This is a genomic window from Vreelandella maris (genome assembly GCF_013371085.1).
In the GTDB taxonomy this organism is placed as follows: Bacteria; Pseudomonadota; Gammaproteobacteria; order Pseudomonadales; family Halomonadaceae; genus Vreelandella; species Vreelandella maris.
The window spans coordinates 25,491-49,142 of sequence record NZ_JABWCV010000023.1; the positions used below are offsets into that span (position 1 = coordinate 25,491).

Consider the following 23,652-nt stretch of genomic DNA (forward strand, 5'->3'; position numbering starts at 1 on the left):
TCGCTTCTAACTTTTACCTTCTACTTTTACTTGCTGCGTTGCGTCCAGCTATCCTTCCAAAGACACTTCCTCGTAAGACTGATGTGGCACCAGTATAGGTACCCTGATACATACCAATCACCTCCCCCACGCCGTAAAGCCCCTGAATTGGTCGGCCATCTCCGTCGAGCACTTCGCTCTTGCTATTGACTTTGAGCCCGCCAAAAGTAAAACAATTTCCACAAATAATTGGATAGGCCATAAAAGGTGGACTATCAATTGACCGCGCCCAATTTCTCTTACTAGGTAAATACCCTTGCTCTGTTCTGAGCCCATCTGGCCTTAATGGATCAAAAGGGCCTTCTATACAAGCTGTGTTATAAGCTTCAACCGTGTCAGTTAGCGCTTGCACATCAAGCTCAAGCTTTTCCGCAAGCTCTTCAAGGCTAGAAGCCATTATAGGCTGTTGGTCAGTACGTACAGAGCGCTGCCAATTCGGCACATCATTGATTTTGCTATCCAGAATTGTATAAGCAATTCCCTGAGGTTGTTCTAATATTTCTCTCGTAATAGCTTCATAAGTTGCGTCTACACTGGCCGGCGCTTCATCCACGAACCTTTTAGCCTGTCGGTTCACAAGAATACCGTAGTTAAAGACAAGCACAATTGGTTCAGGCGCACCAGAGCGTGGATCTATCGGCTCCGCATGAAAACTCGTGAAATCACCACCACCAGCTGCACCCACTTTGAGGGCCATCTCTATACCCTCTCCCCGGTCATAATAGCCACCCCGAGCAACAGGACGAATATATCGAGAACGGGGACCTATATAGCGGGCCTGCATTTCATAATTTCCCTGAAAGCCGCCACTTGCAAGAATTACCTTGGGTGCTTTGATAAGTAGGGGGCCTTCTGGCCCACGGGCCTTTATACCGCAGACCATACCGCCTTCATCCATATAAAGGCTTGTGGCCGTAGTCTCATAACGAATATTAGCACCATTTTTTTCGATCCAATCAGCAAGGGTCTCTACAACGGCCAGGCCACCACCAAGTGGAACGATGCGTGAAGTGCTAGTAGTTATGAAATACCCGGGCATCGAATCGAAGCGCACCCCATACGTCTGTAGCCACTCCAGTGTCGGTCCAGCCTCATCGGAAAATGTAGAAATCAGCTCAGGGTCTGTGAAAGGGTGCGCTTTGACAATGGAACCCCAGTCTTCATAAGAACTCCCCGAAGCTTTTATCAATTCCGGGTCTAGGTGATGTCCCGCATTCTCCGCAAAATGGCTCTCGAAATCATCTGCCACCTCACCTACGTTTTTCATGCGAAGAGTAGCTTCGGTCCAGCGTGTATTACCACCGCGGTCCTCTTTGCAAGAACGCTCCAAAAGCGTAACGTTAGCACCCGCCTCCATTGCTGAAACCGCAGCTGTTAATCCTGATATACCACAACCGACAATGACTATGTCGCTTTCCATCTCAGCGTGCTTCATAAATTTCCCCAATTTTGGCTAACCAACCAAGAATACGTTTTCTTTGTGTTCTAAAGTTAATTTAGACTAATATTTACGAACAAAAGGACTTGGCATTTCAAGATCAGTTGAAATCCACACGCTTTTTGCTTCCAAATATTCTTTTACCGCTTCGATACCGCCTTCACGCCCTATGCCGCTATGCTTGAAGCCGCCGAATGGCGTGGTATAGCTGGTGGAGCGATAGTTATTTATCCATACCGTTCCGGCCTTTAGCTTATCAGCCATCAACATTGCACGATGGAGATTTGAGGTCCAGATTCCTGCCGCCAGTCCAAAGCGAATATCATTCCCAATTCGCACAGCATCTTCCTCGTCCTTGAATTTAATCACTGAAAGAACGGGGCCGAAAACTTCTTCCTGCGCGATACGCATATCGTTGGTTACATCCACAAAAACTGTTGGCTCTACAAACTGGCCACAGCCATATGCCTCCCCCGAAAGCCGGTTGCCTCCCGCTACGCACCGAGCCCCCTCTTTTTTAGCAATATCGATGTAGGAAAGGACTTTCTGAAATTGAGGTTCTGTCGCCACCGGCCCAATCTGAGTTGATTCGTCGGCAGGGTCGCCGATCTTCGCTGATTGAGTAATTTTGACAAGTTTCTCAACGAATTCATCATGAATTGATTCTTGAAGTAATAGGCGCGACCCAGCCATACAAGTCTGCCCACCAGCGGAGAAAATACCAGTAATAACACCATTAACTGCATTGTCGAGGTCAGCATCATCAAAAACTATATTTGGCGACTTTCCTCCAAGTTCGAGTGACACACGTTTCAGTCCATCTGCCGCAGCGGAATAAACCTTACGCCCACCTTCATCCCCGCCAGTAAAGGCAACACGTGCAACATCAGGGTGGCGCACCAGAGGGTCACCAGCCTCCATTGCGAAGCCGGAAATTACATTAAAGACTCCAGCTGGAACCCCCGCCTCTATAAACAGCTCTGCTAGATCATAAAGTGAAGCCGATGTGAATTCTGAGGGCTTACATACCATCGTGTTACCAGCGCAAAGCGCTGGAGCCACTTTCCAAGCAGTAAGCAGCAATGAAGAATTCCACGGGGTAATACTGGCTATAACCCCCATTGGCTCATATTTTATATAATTAAAGACCTTAGGCTTGTCTATCGGAACAACAGATCCTTCGATTTTGTCCGCCAATCCTGCATAATAATAAAAATATTTTGCCACATACTTAACTTGGCCTAAAACTTCACTCATTAGCTTGCCATTATCGCGGCTCTCTACTTTGGCAAGCTGGTCTGCATTCTTTTCGATCAGGGCACCAACTTTGTATAGCAATGCTCCTCGTTCACTTGCCGACATACTTCCCCACGGCCCATCAAGTGCTTTTTTTGCCGCAGCCACAGCCCTATCTACATCGGATTCACGGGCGCGAGGAATCTTAGCCCAAGGCATCCCAGAAAAAGGATCAAGGCTGTCAAACCACTCTCCCTTCGATGGGTTAGTAAATTCGTTATTAATAAATAATTTGTAATTTTTCATAACTGACTCTTGTCTCTTTAAAAATGCCGGATGGTGAGATTTATAATTAACCGTATATACGCCCGAATCAAATGAAAATTTGGCAAACACACTTGAGCATTTGGAATAGGAATAAGTTTCGATCTTAATTTTCCACTATGCTCCTTTATAAAAAAAACATGCATACGACGTCACCCCCAGATTGAGTAGCGCTACCCTTTATATAGGTAAGCGACCACTAACCACATCTAGGCAGATTTCGCTTAGATCGGTAATGTCTCTTTCCACTGCCAGGGCAACAGCGTGTTGAGGTCATCATCGTCTAGGGTGGGCAGTGTCGCGAAGACATACTGCAAGTAGTCGTAAGGCGAGAGACCATTGGCTTTGGCGGTTTCGATCAGGCTGTAGATCGCCGCGCTGGCATGAGCACCGCTCGGAGTATGGCTGAACAGCCAGTTTTTACGGCCGATTACGAACGGACGGATGGCGTTCTCCGCCGGATTGTTGTCCAGTGGGATCAGCCCATCGTCCAGGAACCGGGTCAGCCGGGGCCACTGGTTATCCAGGTAGTGCAAGGCTTTACCCAGCGCACTCCTGGGCAGCACCTGCATCAATGACTTGTCGAGCCAGGTGCGGAGTTGATCGATCAGTGGGCGACTCTTCTGTTCACGCAGCGCGTAACGCGCGTCGGGCTCAAGGGCCTTCGCCTGTTTTTCCACGCCGTACAGCTTCTGGATCTGGTTCAGCGCCCAGTCCGCTTTGCCGGTTTTGCCTTTGGGCTGCACCTTCTGGGCCTCGACGAACTTACGTCGGGCATGCGCCCAGCAGCCCGCATGGGTGAGCCCATTGCGACGCACGACCTCGGCGTAGCCTTCATAGCCATCGGTGATCAAGCGGCCTGCATAGTTGCCCAGTAAGCGAACGGGCACTCGCCCCGCACGGCTGGCGTCATAATCGAACAAGACGACCTGCTGACCGGGTGGCCCACCTCGTTGCACCCACATATACGACGTCGCACTAGCGGCACGATCTGCTTCTTGATTGACCTGGAGTGTGGTCTCATCCATATGGAACAGAGGAGCGGTCAGCAGATGCTGGCGTAATGTCTCGATCAGCGGAGCTATGCGTTCTCCCGCCTGTACCATCCAGCGTGCCAGGGTGTTGCGGGGGATCTCAGCACCGTGGCGGGCAAAGACCTGGCTATGCCGATAAAGCGGTAGCGCGTCCTGGTACTTGGCGGTCGCGACATAGGCGAGCAGCGTGGCGCTGGCATTACTCTTGGGCAACAGCTTGGCAGGCGCCGGGGCGATCTTAACGCCCTCTTCGCACGCCGGGCAGGCATATTGGTGTCGCACATGGCGGATCACCTCGATCCGGGCAGGACGACAACGCGGTGGCACGGGAAAACCCTGCACGATTAACCGATTTTCCCACGCCATCAGGTCGGCTAACGTCACGGCTTGCGCTTCAGCATACGCGCTTAACGGCATCTACAACGCGGCGGCATAAGACAGGTGCCCTAACCAAAATGCTTGAGTGGAATTGAGGTCGCGACTCATGATGATCTCCAATGCTAAGGAGACTACCAGTGTGATCAGCCAACATTAATGTGGGTAGATGGGTTTTATGGCCCGCTTACTTATATAGAAATAATACAGCTGGCTCCAGGTTCGCCATCTTTAGAGAATACTCAAGCTCACTGGCTAGCCTTCTGGGGGCAGGCAAAAATAGTGTGTATAGCTGGAAAACCAACACTATCCCCAGCTATACAGCGACAATTACTTGGTAGGCAGACGGCAACTATTGTGGCCAGCTATCAAAGCTTAATGGTCGGGTCACCAAAGCCTTGAGGTACATAGAGGTTGTGCTTTCCAAGATTTTTGACATTTGTTTCCCCACAAAGCGCCATAGAGATATCCAGTTCTTTATGGATGATTTCGAGTGCCTTCGTCACGCCTGCCTCACCTTCAGCACCTAACCCATAGGTGAAAGCTCTGCCGATATAGGTACCCGTGGCTCCAAGAGCTAGGGCCTTCAGCACATCCTGGCCGGAGCGAATTCCTGAATCGAGGTGAACTTCTACATCATCACCTACAGCGTCCATAATCGCTGGTAGCATGCGAATAGAGCTAACGGCACCATCCAACTGACGACCGCCGTGATTTGAGACAACTATGGCATCGGCGCCTATCTCGACGGCCCTCCGAGCATCCTCAGGCTCCATAATGCCCTTAACAATCAGCTTACCTCCCCACCACTCCTTGAATTGGGCTATACGACTCCAATCCAGCGAGGCGTCAAACGCTTCCGCTGTCCAAGAGGAAATAGAAGAAGGGTCGGTAACCCCTTTTGCATGACCTACGATATTTCCGAAGGAACGACGTTTGGTACGTAGCATCTCCAGGCCCCAGGGGACCTTGGTGGCCATGTTGGCTATCGAGCGCGCGGTCATCTTAGGAGGGGCCGAAAGTCCGTTCTTAAGGTCCTTGTGACGTTGGCCGAGCACCTGCAAATCGACCGTGATGACAATCGCTGAACAGTTGACTGCTTTGGCACGCTCGAAAAGACGACGCATGAAATCGTCATCCTTGAGCGTGTATACCTGGAACCAGAACGGCTTTGTCGTATGCTCAGCCACGTCTTCGATCGAACAGATCGACATAGTAGATAGCGTAAAGGGCACACCGAACGCCTCGGCAGCCCGTGCCGCCTTAATCTCACCGTCGGCAGACTGCATTCCCGTAAGCCCAACAGGTGCCAGCGCCACTGGCATTGCCACATCTTCGCCGATCATTTGACTACGCGTGGAGCGCCCAGACATGTCAACTGCAACACGCTGTTTGAAATGTATATTATTGAAATCAGTTGTATTTTCTCGGAATGTTTGTTCTGTCCAACTCCCGGATTCAACATAGTCATAGAACATTTTAGGGGTGCGCCGTTCATAGCGCTGTCGAAGATCTTCAATATTGGTGTAGGTCGGCATGTTCGCTCCGGAGTCAGGTACTGCCATGGTTATTGTTCACATTATTTATTTACTGCCACCTAAAGGTTATTCAGGTTGGCTTTGGTCGAATCAAACAGGTTCAATACTGGTCATAACTATTTGATTTTCATTTACATACCCCTGTGGATATCTAACAGCAATTCGACTACGGCCTGTGGTGATGTGATCATTGCATCGTGCCCGGCATCTATTTCCAGGTAGCTCCAGCCTAGTTGCTTCTTGGCAATAGCACGGGAAGCGGCGAGCGGTTCGTAATCCGGTTTAACAGCGACATAGGTTGATGGCAAACCATTGCCAATAAGTCCGTTCAACCGGCACGTATCTTCGTAGGTGGAAACCGGGTGTGGCGTGCAGTTGGCTTCGACCCAAGCCTTGTCCGCAGGATCGGTTATGCCGAAAGCGCTTGCGTCAGGAACCGGCATTGAGAGGCTATTGGAAAATTGAGCGGCTTGTTGGCGTCGCTCAGCAGCGATGTTGGGAGGCAAAATTGAGAAGGCGCTGTCACCATCCTCTAAAATCATTGCGTCCAGATATACTAGGTGGCGGATGCGGGAAGGGATTCGCTCTGCAGCGCCAGTGATGCCAATACCACCAAAGCTGTGCCCGACCAGAATAACGTCATGGAGATCTTCACCCTCAATGAGATCTACCAAATCCTGAATAAACGTGTCCAGCGTTATGTCTTGTGACATCAAATTTGCTCGGGCACCGAGCCCAGGTAGTGTCGGCGTCAATACACGGTGGCCGCTAGCCGCAAGGGTTTCCATCACTCGCTTCCAACACCAGCCGCCATGCCAGGCTCCATGTAACAGGACGAAAACCCCTTTACGGTTGTTTTGTTTAATACCATTCAACGTACTGCACTCCGGGCATTGGTGGGCTAACCTGCGTTCTGCTTATCCAATGATGCTAAGGCCACATTCGCCAAAAACACGATTCCATGAGGAATGATGCTGTCATTGAAATCGTATTTCTGGCTGTGAAGGCCGTGAGTATGATCCTTGTCGCCCGCTCCTAGGTGAACATAGGCACCAGGACGTTCCACGAGCATGTAAGAGAAGTCCTCGCTGGCCATGCTAGGCTTATAGTTCTGCTGAAGCGCATCTTCTCCAAAGCAACTTCTTATCACGCCCCTTGCCGTTTTGACGGCATCGGCTTCGTTGACAGTAGCAAGGAATTTATTGTCTATGATCAGGTCGATCTTAATTTCATAATAATGCTCGAGGCTATCGCAGACGCGCTTCAGAGCACCTCTGACGATATCACCGGCCTCCTCATCAATGGCGCGAATCGTACCGGTCATGGTGGCAGTATGGGGGATCACATTGAATCCGCTCATACTGCCGGCTTGAATTGCGCATATACTCAAAACTGCAGGACTCAGCGGGTCGATTTCCCTCGACACGATGGTATGCGCCTTATTGATTAGTTCAGCAGCGATCCGGATCGGATCGATACACCCGTGCGGATTGAGGCCACCGTGACCGCCACGGCCATTAATAGTTATATCGAATTTGTCCCCGCTCGCCATGATGGGTCCCTCGAGTAGGCCGAACTTGCCAACAGGAAGATCCGGCCAGTTATGCAGACCATAAATCTCGTTAATAGGAAACCGCTCGAACAGGCCATCATTAATCATCGCCTTTCCGCCACCGACACCCTCCTCCGCCGGCTGAAATACAAAGTAGACGGTCCCTGAAAAATCATTGTTGGCCTGCAGATGCTCTATAGCACCTAAGAGCATTGTGCTGTGTCCATCGTGTCCGCAGGCGTGCATGCAGCCAGGATTTGCTGAGGAATGCTGAACCCCACTGTGCTCTTCAAGCGGCAGCGCGTCCATATCAGCTCGCAGACCAACACTGGCCATCCGGTGGTTGTCTCCAGTTCCGACTACCTTGGCTACGATACCCGTTCCGCCAACACTACCGACGTACTCGACGCCTAGTGCTTCTAGGTGCGCAGCAATCTTGCGAGAAGTTTCATGCTCCGCAAAACCCAATTCAGGCCACCTGTGGAGATCCTGCCGAAACCGAATCAGTTCGTTAAGGTTGTTAATTTTGGTAATCATAGGTTCACCTTTCCGACACAGCGCAGGTGCATACAACACACCCGTTCACCGAGGATAAAGAAAATTTTAAAAGTGACTCATAACGAAAGCGAGAGCGGACAGTTCTGAAAATATCAAGAAAAATATTCAGGAATGAACATCGCTATAGAGGGAATAAACAATACCAATGCGTAAGCCGCAATCATGACCAATAATACGTACAAAACATCAGGGAATGTTTCTTCAATACGTATGGCGCTAATCTTTGCTGCAGTAAATAAACCCACTGCAAGTGGAGGAGTTACACCGCCAATTGCTAAATTCATCATCATCAAAACACCAAAATGAACAGGGTTAAGACCAATGCTGAGTGCAATTGGAACCAGAATAGGGGTCATGATGATTATGGTCGCAATAGTCTCCATAAATGTTCCCATAATCAAAAGCATAAGACTAATGAGAATCAATTGAAGAATATGATTATCTGTTAAATTGGAAAGAAGATCAGATAAGGCATTGGGAATTTGCTCAATTGCCATTATCCATCCAAATGGATTAGCTGTCGCGATTATAAAAAGAATTACAGCGCTGGTAATAGCAGAAGAAGTAACTGCTCCAACCAAATCTTTCAGCTTAAGCTCACGATATACAATAAAAGCAAGAATAAAAGCATAAACAACTGCGACGACTGCTGATTCTGTGGGCGTAAAAATACCCGTCATTACACCACCGAGAATAATAATAGGCAATAATAATGGAAGAACCGCTTTACGGGCAGATATGCCAAGTTCCCTAAGCTCAAAGCCGCCCCCCTGACCACCATAGTTTCGTCGCCTCGAGATGCAAACACCGTAGATAATGAGCATAACGGCCGTTAGTAAACCAGGCAAAATACCTGCAAGAAAAAGCGCTCCAATTGACACTCCAGCACTCACACCATAAACGACCATAGCCATACTGGGCGGTATTACCATCCCTAGTACGCCGCCACCGGCTACAAGCGAGGCAGAGAAGCCTTTGCCATAACCTTTCCTAGTCATTTCCGGCTGGACGATTGAACCAACTGCAGCCACGGTGGCAACACCTGACCCAGATATAGAACCAAAAAAAGCGGTGGATGCGACTGCGACACCTGCCAGCCCTCCCCGCATAAAACCGAATAGCGCGTTAGCAAGGCGCATCAATCGGGGAGTTGTCCCATATTTCATTAACTCACCTGCTAACATAAACAGCGGCAACGCAAGAAGAGGAAATGAATCCACCCCCGAAATCATTCTTAAAGCGATGACGTTAGGAGACAATGGGCCTTCTACAAGGAACAAGAAGAGCATCGAGGCAATACCAATAGCGAAGCCAACTGGCATCCCTAAAATCAATAGTATTCCTAGGAAAATGAAAAGCAGCATTATGTACCTCCAACTTACTTATTAATCGTTATTATTCAATTTCAGAGGCCAGAGGCTCATTCCTTACCAGCTGATATATATCTTTTAATAAGTAAATTATCATTAAAATACCGGCCACTGGCAATATCATATGCATAATCCCCATAGGGATGCGCATTCCCGGGCTAAGCGTATTCATTGTATAGCTTAAAGCTGCTATTACATAATAAGAAATGAACGCTAGAAAAACGACGCATAAAGCTTTATTAAAAATAAGAATCAGCCTCTTTACACCCCAAGGAAACCGATTAATAAAGAAATCAATTTTTGTGTGAGATCCATCTTTCATTCCTAGAGATGCTCCAAGGAAAGCGATCCATACCATCGCGAAACGCGCAAATTCTTCAGCCCATGAAATTGAAGAATCAAATAAAAACCTCAGGACAACCTGACTAAAAACTGCAACAACCATTGCAATAAAAATAAAGAATGTCATACGAGAAACAATGTATTCAATTCCAGTGAAGATATTTTTTAACATGTCTTTTATCCTTATTTGCATGCTAGAAAAAATAAAAACGATCGCTTTATAAATCGGCTACGCTTTACTTCTAGTAAGGAATGAGGGAAGCGTAAGCTTCTTACTTATTTTTATATCAATTTTCTATATAAAAATAATTTTTCGAGGCAACAAAAGTAACTGGATGGATCCTCGCCAGAATAACTGTAGAACCCATCCAGAAAAGTTTTAGCTCTCAGTATTTGCCTTATCGATAAGCTGAATCAGATCATCCCCGTTTTCTTCACTAAATGATTCCCATAGCGGGAGCACGATCTCTTTAAACTGCTCCGTGTTGATAGTATTAATCTGCATGCCACTTTCTTCAAGTTCAGCAAGCAGTGTTTCATTCTGCTCAGCAATCATGTTTCGCTGCTCTACTTTGAGCTCTTGGCCGGTCTCTCTTAGAATGTCCTGCTGCTCAGATGTGAGCTTTGCCATGGCAGCTGGACTAGCAGTCAGAACAGCAGAATTGTAGATATGACCAGATAAAGACAAATAGTCTTGGACTTCATCGAAATTATTGGCATGTATTAGTGAAATTGGGTTTTCCTGACCGCCAACAGTGCCCTGCTGCAGTGCCGTGAAAAGTTCATTAAACCCCATAGGGATTGCACTGGCTCCAAGCAGTTCAAACATTTCTAGGCGGATTGGTATTTCTGCGCTTCTGAAACGAATGCCGCTCATGTCTTCCGGTTCAACAATAGGACGGACACTGTTGGTGAAATGTCGAAGTCCATTTTCCCAATAAGAAAGTGCGACAAACCCCTCCTCTTCAAGAATATCTGTGACCGCGTCTCCGTATTCACCATCATATGCCCTTTGCGCATGGTCACTATCAGCGAAAATGAACGGTAATTCCTCAACGCCTAAGCGCGGATTAATATTCTGGAAATTCGAGACACCGTACAATAGGGCCATGTCTAAATTACCCGCTTGCAGTTGTTGAATCTCGTCCGCTTCACTACCAAGTACACCGCCATGGTGCACGTTAATTTTCACTTCACCATTGGTTCGCTCTTCAACCAACTCTGCTAATTTTTCAGCGTGAATTCCTCCAGGATGTGAATCAGGGAACACATGCGCAAGCGATAATGTAGCACCTTGCGCTGCCGCACTACCGGCGCCTACGGTCAGAATGGCTGTAACCAGAGCTGAAATCGGAAGTTTCAAATTATTCATGTTATACCTCTCTATTTTGTTGTTTTAAAAGCTTTACTGTTTGAATGAACTAGCTAGTTCACTAAATCCGTGCATAATAACCACTTTATCTGCACCTGTAACCATTGTAGTAATACCTCTTTCTTGCCAACGAGGTAGCATCTTTTCTACGCCCTCCCTATTTGCCTCAAAATCGACTCCATAAAATTCTTTACCATTTTTTACTGCTAATTGAGCTGCTTCATCAAACGTCTTACTAATATCGGGGTGGCTAACATTACCAGGAATTCCCATTGATACCGAAAGATCAAAAGGTCCAATCATTAATCCATCCACCCCTGTCGTCCCGATTATTTCTTCAAGGCTTTCCGCACCCTGCTTACTTTCGACAAGAGCAATTAACTGGGTTTGTTTGTTCATTCTTTCTGAGAACGTGACCCAGTCTTTGACAGTGTGCTCGCCAGCTCGGATAAAGGGGCAAGCGCCTCTATTACCTAATGGCGCATATTTAGCGGCTTCAACCGCAAAACGTGCATCATCTGCTGAAGAAATGCCCGGCACCAAAACAGCACTTGCGCCCAGATCTAGCGCTTTCATGATTAATACAGAACAATTCTCTTGAACGCGAACCACGCTCTGAAGACCTTTGGCTTCACCCGCACGCATGAGTGATTCGAGTCCTGGGAAATCGATATTTCCGTGCTCCATGTCGTAAATAGCAAAATCAAAACCACTAATCGCAATGCACTCAACAATATCTGCATTATTGATCTGGACCCAAGTTCCTATTCTTATTTTCTTTACCGGCTCGGTCATAACATCACCGTAATAATTTGAGAGAATTATTCATTCACCCGCGTGGCTTTTAGTCCTGTAAATAACCAGCTCACGCTTGTGTCAAAGTGTTTGTCAATGTGCCGATCCCGGTGATGGATACGGTCATCGTGTCACCAGGAACAACCGTGCCAACGCCGTGCGGGGTACCAGTGAGGATTATGTCGCCTGGAAGAAGGGTCATTTGCTTTGAAATGTAACTAACTATTTCGTCAACATTAAAGATAAGTTGGTTCAAATTTGATTTTTGTTTCAAAGAACCATTTACCCTCAGCTCTATTTCTGCATCATTTTCATTAATCGTTTTCACGATTCCGGGGCCGATTGGACAAAAGGTATCAAACGACTTTCCACGCGCCCATTGGCCGTCCGACAGCTGTAAATCGCGGGCAGTGAAGTCATTTGCGCATGAATAGCCAAAAATATATTTATTCGAATCTTTTGTATCAATATTTTTAGCTTCTTGGCCAATTACAATTGCCAGCTCACCTTCATAATCTAAGCGTGTACTTTGAGGAGGAGCAATAATTTTTTCACCGTCACCAATCACGGAAGTTGATGGTTTCAGGAACAATAATGGCTCTGTTGGCATTTCCATGTTCATTTCTTTTGCGTGGTCTTTGTAATTTAAGCCGACGCATACCACTTTTGAAGGCTGGCAGGGAGCAAGAATAGTCACATCCTTCACCAACACCGTTTCAGAAGTAGGCTCTCCCCCCGCAAGCATCTCTCTATCAAGCAGAGCTATTTTCTCGTCTTTCAAGAAACCTTCTTTTATTTTATTTTTATATTCGAATCGTATATACATTTTTCAATTCCTGTTTTTTAAATTTTCAATTATTAGCATGTGATTTAAACGCTCATCAATATCCATCAAATGAGCCTCCATTTCTTTCTCCGCTAGTGCAGCATCGTTCTGCGCCAAAGCTTGGTAAATCCTTCGATGATAAGCAGCCGATTCATCCATTACTCCTTTATCATATGCCACTTGCGTTTGCACTTTGAATAACAAAAAAATAATTGAATTATATAAGCTGTTTAGAACACTATTTCTTGAAAAAAGGGCTATTGAACGGTGGAATTCAATATCAGAAGCAACGAAATCATCCATGGATTCTGTTTTAGCTGCTTGTTCCATAAGAACGATATACTTTTCAAGCAACTCAAGCTCATTTTTATTAATCTCTTTCGCTGCCAGTGTGACCATCGACTTTTCAAGGGCTAAGCGTGCTGCAATGATGTCACTATAACTACTGTCTTCGAGCAGAATTTTTAACGTCAGAGTTTCCTCAATGATATTGAGAAAATCTGTGGTCACCACTGTGCGCGCGTTAGTGCGATGCAGTAGGCCTTGTAAGGAAAGTATTTTTAGTGCTTCTCTAATTGACGCTCTACTAACTTCAAACCGCTGTGCCAATTCCCTTTCCCCTGGAAGCTTGTCACCCTTACTCAGTTCGCCGTCTATTATCATTCTTTTAATTTGTGCCACAACAAAGTCACTTAAGCTTTGTTTTTTTAAAGGTTTAATTTCCATGCTCTATGACTGACCTTAATCAGAATAATCAAAAAATAAGCCTGCACTTTAGAGTAATTCGTTAGCCCTTCTATGTGGATTGATGGTCAGACCACGCATCCACTTTTGAAAGACTAGTTATGATTTTTGAGAACGTCAAGAATTTTTTCGGATGTATATGTCAACGAATGTAAATACTAGTTTTCGCTTAACGCATTGGCCAGCGAGGCGTTTGAGATTCTCCCCCGTTGGGTGTGCAATCCGGTTCTAAATTTAAGCCATGGTAGCCCCTTTATTTCAAAAGGAGGCGCGTGGCGAGGGTCATTAGGAGCACATCTCTAGGCGTGATTAATAGATGGTCGTTTTCTCCGCGCAAGGTGTCTTCGACGGTCTCAATAACTAAGTACAACATCTCACCAATTAGGTAGGGTGTTGCCATGACTCACGGTTATCGCCATCTTTCTGCGGAATACCGAGTCGGCATCATATTGATGCAGGGTTATCACTCCATTCGTATCGTCGCGCGTCAGTTAGGACACGCACCTAGTACCGTTTCACGAGAAATAGCACGCCACACGGTCAGGCCTGACATGGCGTATGACGCCCGTCTTGCTGGCTACCGAGCCCGACTGACCCGCTGTCGACCTCTCGTTGCCCGAAGCTGAACCACGATGGTGAGTTATTCGGACGGGTGGCCTATCTGCTGCGCAAGCACTAGCTCACCAGAGCAAAGAGCACACACTGAAGCGTATTTTTCCTGGTTACACTGACCACAAAGTCCCACGCGAAGCCATCTACAACGCGCTCTACCTCATTCCGCGCAGCTCGCTCAAGAAGGAGCTAGTCGCCCGGGTAAAGGTAAACGGCGCCCTCGCCGACTTGTTAAGAAGAGGCGACAATAGATTCCAGACCTAGTCAGCATCCGCCTGCGACATCCTAAAATCGAAGACCGCCTGATGCTTGGAAATGGCGCGCTAACTATCGTTCTGCCATCGGCACAATGGTGGAGCGCACGACGCGTTTAGTGATTCTGGTAAAAGTAGATGGCACCACTGCGACGGACACCGGCTTCAGTGACAAGCTTACGCGTTCACTGCGCCTGCTCATGACTGATGACCAGTACAAAGAGATAATGAAGCATGTCGAGATCACTCAGAAGACCAGTGCAGCGGTTTACTTTGCTGCCCAGCATAGCCCATGGCAGCGAGGTTCCAACCGATGGCCGGCCCCTCAACACCGCTGTTGAGGCAGGACCTGCCGAAGAAGGGTACGGATCTGTCGATCTACAGTCAGGAAGAGCTCGAAGAGATGGCCAACTCACTGAATTTACAACCACGCAAGTCGCTGGACGTCTACGCCGAGGGGCTCAAGATACCCGTCGCCGGTTTAAGCACTTTTTAATAACGTGTGCCTGGAAGTTGAGACCGCCTTCCTCAGAGTATGATGAGACATGCTCGCCCCAAGTGTTGCTAGCCCGAATTTCTCACGGGGTACAAAAGAAAGCGGCTGAAAGTGTTAACGTTTCCAGGCCTTACACCAAAAACCAACACCAACCGCTGCTTCCAAAATGGTACCTGAAAAACTGACCTTCTCGCCACTCTCACGCCGGCAAATTGAAGCCGATTTTTTCCGGCGGCCACATTACCCCCGATGCCGGATTGCTCCTGCTACGGGAGGTCGATAAACAACATCGTCTGACGCACCGCTTGGCCTCCGTGATTAATGAACCCCGAGCACCGGAACAGGTTCGTCACAAACTCGATATCATGATCCCTCAGCGGGTTTTTGGCGTGGCCGCTGGTTACGAAGATTTCAGCGACCATGAGACCCTACGCTATGATCAGGCACTTGCACAATCAACGTCGCTCAATGTCACATTAATTTATTTCTAAAGGTTTTATATGAATTCTGCATTCGATGATAAAGGAAAAGGAGCAGTACAAGCCTATTGGAATGCTCTTTCGCGGTTGAAAGTAGTATGGATGGATGTATTCGGAACAGAACTGTGGATCGAGCAAAGCAAAGCTAAAGATGCGTTCCAAGAGGCTGTTGCGAAAGTTAGTGATGCGCTAGCTAACAATCCAAAGGAGACTGAAAATTTGATGAGCTCCAGGCATTGTTGCGGGGTCAGGGAATAACGGTAAATATTGATGACCGCAGGCTACCAGGCCTGGTTCTAAGTGGTATCAGCCTGAAAGCAACGCTGCGGGATGATCAGAATAGGACTGTGGAGGCACTTGCCGACCACGATACCGGAATACTTCATGCGCCGACCGCGTTCGGTAAAACCGTAACGGCCATTGGCCTTATAGCCAAGTGGCAGGTCAACACATTGATCCTCACTCACAGTCGCCAGTTATTAGATCAATGGAAGGAGCGCCTGGAAACCTTTATGGAGGGTATCTCCGTGGGTGTGATAGGCGGTGGGAAAAAGAAACCTATCGGTCAGATCGACGTTGCCACCTACCAAAGCCTAATCAATAAGAAAGACAATACGGTCTCCAGCGTGGTTAGAGAATACGGCCAGATCATCATCGATGAATGCCACCATATCTCAGCCCCTCGCTACGAGATGCTTCTTAATGAAGTCAGCGCTCGCTACGTCGTCGGCCTGACCGCAACGCCTGACCGCCAGGATGGGCACCAAAAGATCATGTTGATGGTTGCAGGGCCCGTTCGTCACAAAGTTCGGGCGGAACACAGCTCCCAGTTTGTTCAGCGCGTCATCGTTCGGGAGCGTCATGAAATCCCACCTACCGATATCTATCAGTCTTGTGAACGCCCTCATTTAGCCTCAGTTTACCACTGGCTTGCACAGAACAACGCCCGGAATCAGGACATTGTTCAGGATGTAGCAAGCTGCGTGAACAACCAGGCAAACTGCCTTCTACTAACGGAACGACGAGAGCACGCAGAGACACTGGCAGCACTGCTGGCCGCTGAATCCATAACGTCGGTTGTGTTGCGTGGTGGAATGCGTGTCAGAGAACGTCAGGCGGCGGAAGCGCAGTTACATAAGGCTAAGGTTATCGTTGCAACCGGCAAATACATCGGAGAAGGTTTTGACTTGCCTCGGTTAGACACGTTGTTTTTAGCCCTGCCCATCGCCTGGAAAGGAACGCTGTCGCAGTACGCTGGTAGGATCCACCGAGCGGTAGAAGGTAAACAGGAAGTCACTGTCTATGACTACCTTGATACTGGACTGCCAATGCTTGAACGCATGTACCGAAAACGAGAGAAAGGCTACAGGGCAATGGGATATCAGTTGGCCTCTTCCGGGCAAACTAGGTTGCTATAGACGTTGAGAAATGTAGAAAAAACCTGGCAGCTTAGTAATGCTTTTTTACCGTTTACCATAATAATCACTACTAACCTGACACACTAGATCAGAAAATATATGATCGACGCCCGGTTGAAGAGCGCTATCGACATTCTCGCTTATATGACGATAATCAAAGTATCAATATGATAATAAAAGGGCTTAATTGATGAATTTTGCACAGCAAAATAAGAGATAATGGTGATCAAACAACCTATAAGGCTTCTACTTAAAAATTGCCATACAGTCTTCATCAACGCTTAGGGCGCTTAATTTTTTTGTTTGAAAACCTCATAGCCTCCAGCAGCTAATGTAGCGATCATGATAAACAAAATCGGCGAAATACCTTCCCAAATTTGAGAAATGCCAGCCATTGTTTCACTTCAAAATAATGCCACGATTGGTAAGATTATAGCAGCCAAAACATTAGCGCTCCGCACGTGCCAAATGAGCATCTAATCAGCACTTCATACAATGGCGACCCCGGTGATTTTCAAACCACGCTCCCTAGCACTCTGTTTCAACAATTTTTTTTCTTTTCACCGACCTAGCAAGCAACAGTAGCTCATTCTCCTCGAACGTTTTTTAAGATTTTGCCAAGCGACAATATCATTGTCATCAGCCACTGCCTTTTCACACTGATGAAGCAGCTCATCGAGCGTATAGCTGGATGACTTAAGGCTTCCCGCTCATTCTCATGGCCAAAAGCAACAACATCTACCTCACTGGTAACGTTGCCTCGCAATGATCTAGGAGCATTACAAGAAACCCGTAACCTTGGCAGCCTGAGCTAGGTATACAACCGGATTAGAAATTAGTGACTCCATCAGGTTAAGCAACTGATTGAGCCCACCTCAGGGTTTTAGGCGACTCTGAGTAATATCTAACCGACGACCAACTGTCAACGCTGCTGGTTTCACAAGCCTGCTAACGAGCTAAATAAGTTTTCGAGCTGAAAAGTTCTGGAAGCGCTCCAATGGGTTCAACAAACAGCAATTAAGCGTGAATAACGTTCGATTTTAGAATGAATAGCTAATTCTCTAGTTATAAAACTCTGAGAACGCTTGTTGATTTACGTTGAATAACCATGATTAGGCCGATTGAGTAAAGTTTATCTTGGGCTATGCTTAGAAAATACAAAGTGAGGAAGGTGGGGACGCGGATGCGTGTGATGCTGCAATGTCTGCTGAGCGGTTGTCTCTTTTTGACAACAACGCTGTTGGCTTCCGCCGATCCTGTCCTGGTACAGGCCGAGGAGGTAGGCCAGGGCGTTCTTCGGGTACGCAGTGGTGAGTGCTTTGCCATCGTGCCGGAGCATGTGATTGGCTTCGGCCTGGGGCTCAAAGTGATGTCTGCGGATCGTGTCTGGGCGCAGGCGTCGCTTGAGACGACTTTCGGCGACGACATCGCGGTGATTCGTGTGGCCTCGCAAGGCAAGATTACTTGCGGTACGGGCTGGCCGATAATCGATAACCTCGATGCTACTCTGACCGAGGCCGTTTCACACAGCCGCCAGGGTTCGATTCTACGGGTGCGTGAGACGGGCGGCATAGTTTCTTATCCTGTGTTCTTTACTGGGTTAGATGATCGTCATGTAGAAGTGAAGACGGTTGATCAGGGCGACGAAGCCTTCAAGGGAGTCAGTGGTTCGCAGCTACTGTTGGACGGCATGCCGGTCGGCATGGTGCTTACGACCGATGATGGCGTGGTAAGGGCCTATCGACATGATGCCCTCAGCCATCTTCTGACTCGCTTCTTCCAGACTTCCGGTCCGAGTCAGCTACCGCCATCCCACCTGCCTGTGGAACCCCATGGCGGGGCGGCCATTATCACGGCACGTACGGCCATCCGCGAGGAGCCTAGCCAGTGGTCCCCCGTGGTGCGTTGGCTGAGCGTGGGTCAGAGCGTCGAAATAACCGGAAAGGTGACAGGGCTGCCATGGTGGCAAACCCGTGAAGGCTATGTGCGAGTGCGCAACACCACCGCGCGCTGACAACAACAATCAAACCTGCGGGAGAGGTTCTTATGAAACATGTTCGCGCTTACTGGGTAGGCCTAGTCTTAGCATTAGCCAGTACCCCCTTGATGGCGTTAGATCTTGCCAGCCTTGAGGCGGCCCAGGAGCGGGCTGGCATTATTGATCGAGTGCGCAATCTGCTTGCCGACGACAGTGCCTCGGTGCGAATGGCAGTGTTCGAAGAGGTGATGAAGGGTGAGGATTCACTACTGCGCAACATAGCCATGGAGACGGCACTGAGTAGCGATGATGAGCGGCTGCAGACCGCAGGGCTGCGTCAGCTGATTAACAGCCGAGACTTCTTGGTCGTCGAAATCGTCGAGCCAACTCAGGCTAGTCAAGCCCAAGCTTATACTTACAACTTATACCGTGAGCTCATCCTTACCGAGTTGAAGATAAATACTGCTACTGACGAGATTACTGGAAGCTTCCGAACGGCTTCCGTGAGAAATAACAACTTTGTGGGCCAGCTGACTCGCGGAGGATTACGAATTGAACTGAAAAGCCACACTCGCAATAGCACTCCTCAATACAGTTGTGCACTAGCATTAAATGAGCTTTCCGGTGTTGAGTTAGCCGGCGTGCTGAACTGTGCCATAGGAAGTCCGCACATGGGGGAGGATTTTGCTGACGGTAAGAGTGCCAGCTTGCCAGCCCGGATCCGTTTGTCATGAATGCGTGGTGGGGAATAGGGATAAGTCTGCTGCTCAATAGCCTGGCGTATGCCCAGCCGCTTCCCGAGCGGGAGGTAACAGCCCGTATGGTGGATGAGGGATTCTCTTCCACCGTACCAATATCGGGAAGGCCGCTCGCGGGGGCCATGTTCGAGCACCGCGGCAAACCCAATGGTAAGGAACTTTTTGTCTGGGTGCCGCAGGGTATGGATATCGAGAATGCTGAGCTGTGCCTGTCCTTGTTGGCAAGAGATGGGCGTTACACTGGGCTATTGAGGGCGCCCTTAGTAGCAGGCGAGACGCCTTTTCTGCTTCACGTAACATTCGAAAGCCGAGAGCCGGCCTTCTATGCTGAGGATCGTTCGGATGTGCTGACAGCACTGGCCGAAGTCAAACAGAATTGTGCCCCCGGGCACCCGGCTCAGCATATTCTGCCTGTTTCCTGGGAGCGGCCAGAGGAAGACCAAAAATTGGCCGTCATGATTAACAGCAGCCGTATGCAAACCTTTCTTGTCGTTCCTTACGAGGGCAAAGCACCGCAAGCCATTGAATGCGATATTATACCTGATCCTCAGCGTATTGCCTTCGACCGACAATGCTTGGTCGATATTAGTGAGCTTCGTGAACACGGTGAACCGCAATTCGGCCAGACTGAGCTAGTTCGTCTTAGGGGCCCCAACCGCGCCCCACCAGTCCCTTTCCCCTTAGCGCCATGAAACAACCTAGACGGCTCCCCTCCGTTAATCGCTTGATTGCTGCATTGACGGTGATATGGCATTCAAGAACACGACACTTAGGCCGCCAAGCCGCTGGATTGATTCTTACTTTTGTACTACTTCCCGGCGTGATCTATCTGCTGGCCGAGGCGCTACGCAAGCCCAGCACTTTCCATATCGCCGCAGACACGGAGATACTGGATATGGTCACGACGGGGGTTAGTGCTACACGGTGGTACATCGAGCAGGGGGACGTCATGCAGGGTGCTGCGGATCCCCTGGGAGAAAGTCCCATTGAGTCTTATGCATTCAGCGGCCTAGTGGAGATTGGCCCTAGGGCGAATGTGCAAATGGTGCGCTACGGCAGCGGTCCGTTGCAGGTCACGCTGCAGGAGTATGAGCCTGGGGGGTTAGAAACTCCTGGGTCATTGTTCGAAACGCAAAATAGCGCCCCGCAAGGAGAGGAGAAAGAAGTTTCTCGTGTTATTCCAGTAATCACGCTGGAAAACGTGTTGTCCGAAAATGCGACCTGGCATTGGGCAAATTCCGCTTCCCTCGAAGTTCGCATTGAAGAGCTTCCCTTCAGTGGCAGCTTACTGGCAGTCGGTGCCATTGGTAGCGAGACTTATGCGGCCACCATGGGCGAGCCACCTCCAGTCCTACGAGCAGGCCGTGTGGTAGTGATGGAGAAACGGTTGCTCTCGGATCTCCGCTACCCCGTGATGGAGCTTGATCTGCAACTAGGTGATGAAGTATGGGTAATGAATGCCGAAGGCCATCCAGCCGATACGGCCTGCGTATTCTCTGTGGCGGGGCTAAATACGGCGGGTATTGAAGTTGCTTGCCACGCCACCGGCAAGACGTTGAAGGTTAGTCGATTCGGTGGGCATCTTGTGGAAATGGAGCCGGGGCCATGGGACATAATCCTTGCTGAACCTACACTCCAGGCAATGCTACCGCTGCTCTTCTCGATGATTTACGTGGCACTGCAATGGTTACTAGGATTTATTTTCCCTCGCCAAAAACCTCGTTCCAATGAAACTTTGGAACATTAATAAGTACCTATCCATATATAACATTTATCGTAAGCAATAACTTACGCCCACCCGCGGCTTCCACAACCGCTTATGTGAACAACCAGGCAAACTGTCTTCTCCTTTCGGAACGACGAGAGCATGCTGAGACACTGGCAGCACTGTTGGCCGCTGAATCCATAACGTCGGTTGTGTTGCGTGGTGGGATGCGTGTCAGAGAACGTCAGGCGGTGGAAGCGCAGTTACATAAGGCTCAGGTTATCGTTGCAACCGGTAAATACATCGGAGAAGGTTTTGACTTGCCGCGGTTAGACACGTTGTTTTTAGCCCTGCCCATCGCCTGGAAAGGAACGCTGTCGCAGTACGCTGGCAGGATCCACCGAGCGGTTGAAGACAAACAGGAAGTCACTGTTTATGGCTACCTTGATACTGGACTGCCCATGCTTGAACGCTTGTTCCGAAAACGTGAGAAAGGCTACAAAGCCATGGGGTACCAGTTTACCGCTTCAGGGCAAACCAAGCTGCTTTAGACGTTGAGGGCACAGTTAGACCCTGGACAACTAATCAAGCGATGCCTTGGTGACGCTCTTTCTGAGCCCAGCTTTCAAGATTTTCTGCCAGCACACCTTTATCCCCCACCAGACTGTTGGCGAGTTACTGCTTGAACATTTCGTCAGGGTTGCTAGCAAAAAGTATATCGCGTGACCAGACTTTCAGTTGGCCATGATCAACTTGTTCGATCCGATTCTCCGCCCAGTGCGGGACTTCACCAAATTTGAAGCTAAACTGCGCCCGAAGATTATCGCGAGCTTCATCGAGACAGCCTTCAGAACCGCTCCTGTTGAGCCCAGTTCTCTAAGTCCCCTGCCAACATATCTTTATCCTCCACCAAGCTATTGAGCTGATCCAGATTGATTTCAGCTTCAAGCCACTGCAGATGTCGCTTCAGTCAGCGGGTGATAAACCAATAAACCCGATCGCCTGAATGATTGCCCACAGGCGACCGTAAACCTTGGCTCAATGACCTTCTGCTTGAGTTGCTCGCAAAAAAATACGCCACGTGGTGCATCATATTGCGATCCACTGATGGCTAATGCACAAACACGGCGCGCTGAGCTGGTCACTCTCAGGCAGCAACCTCTTTCTCGTCTTCAATCTCTAGTTCGAGATGGAAGTGAGCCGGCCCTGTCAGGTTGACCAAGGCATCAAGGCTGAACTTGTTAATGCGACCGTTCAGCAGATCATTGAGGCGCGGCTGAGTAATTCCTAATCGGTCGGCTGCTTCTTTCTGAGTAAGGTTCCACTCCCTCACACGGCCAGCAATTTTTGCCATGAGCTCGGAACGGAGCCTCATATTCAACGCTTCCTCAGGCGTATCCTCAATGGCATCCCACACACTGTTGTAATACTCGATGGCCATTATCTCACCTCACTTAGTAACAGGACTCAGGGCAGCTCTTTGTATCGCTGTTTGCCCAAATTGATGTCTTTTTGGGACGTCTTTTGGGTTTTCTTCTGGAAGCAGTGGAGAATAAATACCACATCACCTCGATTGGCCACGTAAAAAACCCGAAAGACACCGTTATTTTCTCGAACACGGATTTCCATCACACCAGAGCCAACGCTTGGCATCGGACGAAAATCGTCTGACTGACCTCCAGACTGAATTTTGTCTATCTGAAACCCCGCTTCTCTCTTGGCATCCAGAGGGAAGTCGCGCAGCCTATCCTTAGAGTCTCCGACGAATGCAACAGGTTTCTTGCGCGCCACGCTGACTCCTCAATTTTCATAATGCTTATATCAATACCGATATAATAGACTCATAAATCAAATGGCTCAAGCTTGATGTCGAAAACTACGAGGTGCCAATGCTCCATTAGGTTCCGTTTATCCATGAATCACGTCTATCGTTAGCCTTGGTCTTACCCAGCAACAGTGGCGACATCAGACCGCCCGACGAGGGAAAGCCGCGAGTTGTTTCATGCCACACAAGGACTTCGACAGCTGTGGCTGTAAGGGTTACGCCTACCATAAAGCCGACGTCATGCTCCTCGACCTTTCTCCCAAAGCCAACTGTTAACTTACACTAACGGAAACATCGCAAATAGAAGCCGAAGCAAAACTCAGCACCGGCTGATGGCCACTGTCGACCAGTTCAATCGTGAGTTAGGACAAGGGACAATACAGCTAGGGTTGCCACGGGCAGGCAATGCCTGGGCATTACGTTCTGAACACCGGACTCCGAGCTACACCACTCGATGGGAAGAGCTGCCGCATGTACGCTAATCACGCGTACGGAAGCTATAGTTGCTAAATTAGGAAATAGCATTAAAAACTGCGTTTATTTAACCTTTCGAGCACATGTAGTAGCTGATAAATTATTTTTGC

At 48.6% G+C, this 23,652-nt stretch carries 21 protein-coding genes and 4 pseudogenes; 11 read left to right on the top strand and 14 right to left on the bottom strand.

Features of this window, described 5'->3' with window-relative positions:
- Positions 1-13: 13 nt before the first annotated feature.
- From HUO07_RS16750 to HUO07_RS16810, 12 genes and pseudogenes are all read right to left on the bottom strand, one after another.
- Positions 14-1,474: an FAD-dependent oxidoreductase gene (locus HUO07_RS16750; RefSeq protein ID WP_217908941.1), complete on the bottom strand. Its 1,461-nt coding sequence runs from the start codon at positions 1,472-1,474 to the stop codon at positions 14-16.
- Between the two features lie 66 nt (positions 1,475-1,540).
- Positions 1,541-3,019 carry an aldehyde dehydrogenase gene (locus HUO07_RS16755; RefSeq protein WP_176304509.1) on the bottom strand — a complete coding sequence of 493 codons (1,479 nt, stop codon included), beginning with the start codon at positions 3,017-3,019 and terminating at the stop codon, positions 1,541-1,543.
- 242 nt (positions 3,020-3,261) lie between these two features.
- A pseudogene (gene tnpC, locus HUO07_RS16760) lies at positions 3,262-4,380 on the bottom strand (IS66 family transposase); the annotation flags it as partial.
- A gap of 434 nt (positions 4,381-4,814) precedes the next feature.
- Positions 4,815-5,984, bottom strand: coding sequence for an alpha-hydroxy acid oxidase (locus HUO07_RS16770; protein ID WP_176304510.1), 1,170 nt, complete (start codon positions 5,982-5,984; stop codon positions 4,815-4,817).
- 131 nt (positions 5,985-6,115) lie between these two features.
- Entirely contained in the window at positions 6,116-6,859 is a 744-nt protein-coding gene (locus HUO07_RS16775) for an alpha/beta fold hydrolase (RefSeq protein WP_217908942.1), read from the bottom strand.
- A 26-nt stretch (positions 6,860-6,885) separates the two neighbouring features.
- Complete coding sequence (locus tag HUO07_RS16780) at positions 6,886-8,073, bottom strand: amidohydrolase (RefSeq protein ID WP_176304511.1); 1,188 nt, start codon at positions 8,071-8,073, stop codon at positions 6,886-6,888.
- Positions 8,074-8,186: 113 nt separating this feature from the next.
- Positions 8,187-9,458, bottom strand: a complete 1,272-nt coding sequence (locus HUO07_RS16785) for a TRAP transporter large permease (RefSeq protein ID WP_176304512.1) — start codon at positions 9,456-9,458, stop codon at positions 8,187-8,189.
- 31 nt (positions 9,459-9,489) lie between these two features.
- Positions 9,490-9,978: a TRAP transporter small permease gene (locus HUO07_RS16790; RefSeq protein ID WP_176304513.1), complete on the bottom strand. Its 489-nt coding sequence runs from the start codon at positions 9,976-9,978 to the stop codon at positions 9,490-9,492.
- A gap of 207 nt (positions 9,979-10,185) precedes the next feature.
- Entirely contained in the window at positions 10,186-11,178 is a 993-nt protein-coding gene (locus HUO07_RS16795) for a DctP family TRAP transporter solute-binding subunit (RefSeq protein WP_176304514.1), read from the bottom strand.
- A gap of 33 nt (positions 11,179-11,211) precedes the next feature.
- Entirely contained in the window at positions 11,212-11,973 is a 762-nt protein-coding gene (locus HUO07_RS16800; protein ID WP_176304515.1) for an HpcH/HpaI aldolase family protein, read from the bottom strand.
- Between the two features lie 70 nt (positions 11,974-12,043).
- Complete coding sequence (locus HUO07_RS16805; RefSeq protein WP_176304516.1) at positions 12,044-12,799, bottom strand: fumarylacetoacetate hydrolase family protein; 756 nt, start codon at positions 12,797-12,799, stop codon at positions 12,044-12,046.
- A gap of 3 nt (positions 12,800-12,802) precedes the next feature.
- Positions 12,803-13,525, bottom strand: a complete 723-nt coding sequence (locus HUO07_RS16810; protein WP_176304517.1) for a FadR/GntR family transcriptional regulator — start codon at positions 13,523-13,525, stop codon at positions 12,803-12,805.
- 416 nt (positions 13,526-13,941) lie between these two features.
- Between HUO07_RS16810 and HUO07_RS22265 the strand changes: the two are divergent.
- The 10 genes and pseudogenes from HUO07_RS22265 (at position 13,942) to HUO07_RS16855 (ending at position 21,794) form a co-directional block, all read left to right on the top strand.
- Positions 13,942-14,905 (top strand): annotated as a pseudogene (locus HUO07_RS22265) (IS30 family transposase).
- Between the two features lie 166 nt (positions 14,906-15,071).
- A pseudogene (locus HUO07_RS16820) lies at positions 15,072-15,366 on the top strand (transposase); the annotation flags it as partial.
- Positions 15,367-15,405: 39 nt separating this feature from the next.
- Positions 15,406-15,642: a hypothetical protein gene (locus HUO07_RS16825; protein WP_176304518.1), complete on the top strand. Its 237-nt coding sequence runs from the start codon at positions 15,406-15,408 to the stop codon at positions 15,640-15,642.
- Positions 15,624-16,151 (top strand): annotated as a pseudogene (locus HUO07_RS22270) (DEAD/DEAH box helicase); the annotation flags it as partial. The gene HUO07_RS16825 and the pseudogene HUO07_RS22270, both read left to right, overlap by 19 nt.
- A gap of 12 nt (positions 16,152-16,163) precedes the next feature.
- Entirely contained in the window at positions 16,164-16,802 is a 639-nt protein-coding gene (locus tag HUO07_RS22275; RefSeq protein ID WP_422822702.1) for a DEAD/DEAH box helicase, read from the top strand.
- 1,225 nt (positions 16,803-18,027) lie between these two features.
- On the top strand, positions 18,028-18,816 hold the full coding sequence (locus HUO07_RS16835) for an SH3 domain-containing protein (protein ID WP_176304519.1): 789 nt from the start codon (positions 18,028-18,030) through the stop codon (positions 18,814-18,816).
- A gap of 32 nt (positions 18,817-18,848) precedes the next feature.
- A complete protein-coding gene (locus HUO07_RS16840) occupies positions 18,849-19,514 on the top strand; it encodes a hypothetical protein (protein WP_176304520.1) in 666 nt (221 codons plus the stop codon).
- Positions 19,511-20,230, top strand: a complete 720-nt coding sequence (locus tag HUO07_RS16845) for a hypothetical protein (RefSeq protein WP_176304521.1) — start codon at positions 19,511-19,513, stop codon at positions 20,228-20,230. The genes HUO07_RS16840 and HUO07_RS16845 overlap by 4 nt, the downstream gene beginning before the upstream one ends.
- Positions 20,227-21,285 carry a hypothetical protein gene (locus tag HUO07_RS16850; RefSeq protein WP_176304522.1) on the top strand — a complete coding sequence of 353 codons (1,059 nt, stop codon included), beginning with the start codon at positions 20,227-20,229 and terminating at the stop codon, positions 21,283-21,285. Before HUO07_RS16845 ends, HUO07_RS16850 begins: the two co-directional genes overlap by 4 nt.
- A 74-nt stretch (positions 21,286-21,359) precedes the next feature.
- Positions 21,360-21,794: a DEAD/DEAH box helicase gene (locus HUO07_RS16855; protein WP_340162506.1), complete on the top strand. Its 435-nt coding sequence runs from the start codon at positions 21,360-21,362 to the stop codon at positions 21,792-21,794.
- A gap of 596 nt (positions 21,795-22,390) precedes the next feature.
- Here the strand turns inward: HUO07_RS16855 and HUO07_RS16860 are convergent.
- The gene (locus tag HUO07_RS16860; RefSeq protein ID WP_176304523.1) at positions 22,391-22,684 is read right to left on the bottom strand and encodes a helix-turn-helix domain-containing protein; all 294 of its coding nucleotides are present in this window, start codon (positions 22,682-22,684) and stop codon (positions 22,391-22,393) included.
- Between the two features lie 26 nt (positions 22,685-22,710).
- Positions 22,711-23,034, bottom strand: coding sequence for a type II toxin-antitoxin system RelE/ParE family toxin (locus HUO07_RS16865; protein WP_176304524.1), 324 nt, complete (start codon positions 23,032-23,034; stop codon positions 22,711-22,713).
- Between the two features lie 366 nt (positions 23,035-23,400).
- Here HUO07_RS16865 and HUO07_RS16870 point away from each other — a divergent pair, with 366 nt between their 5' ends.
- A complete protein-coding gene (locus HUO07_RS16870) occupies positions 23,401-23,550 on the top strand; it encodes a DUF4113 domain-containing protein (protein ID WP_176304525.1) in 150 nt (49 codons plus the stop codon).
- The last annotated feature ends 102 nt before the right edge of the window (positions 23,551-23,652 follow it).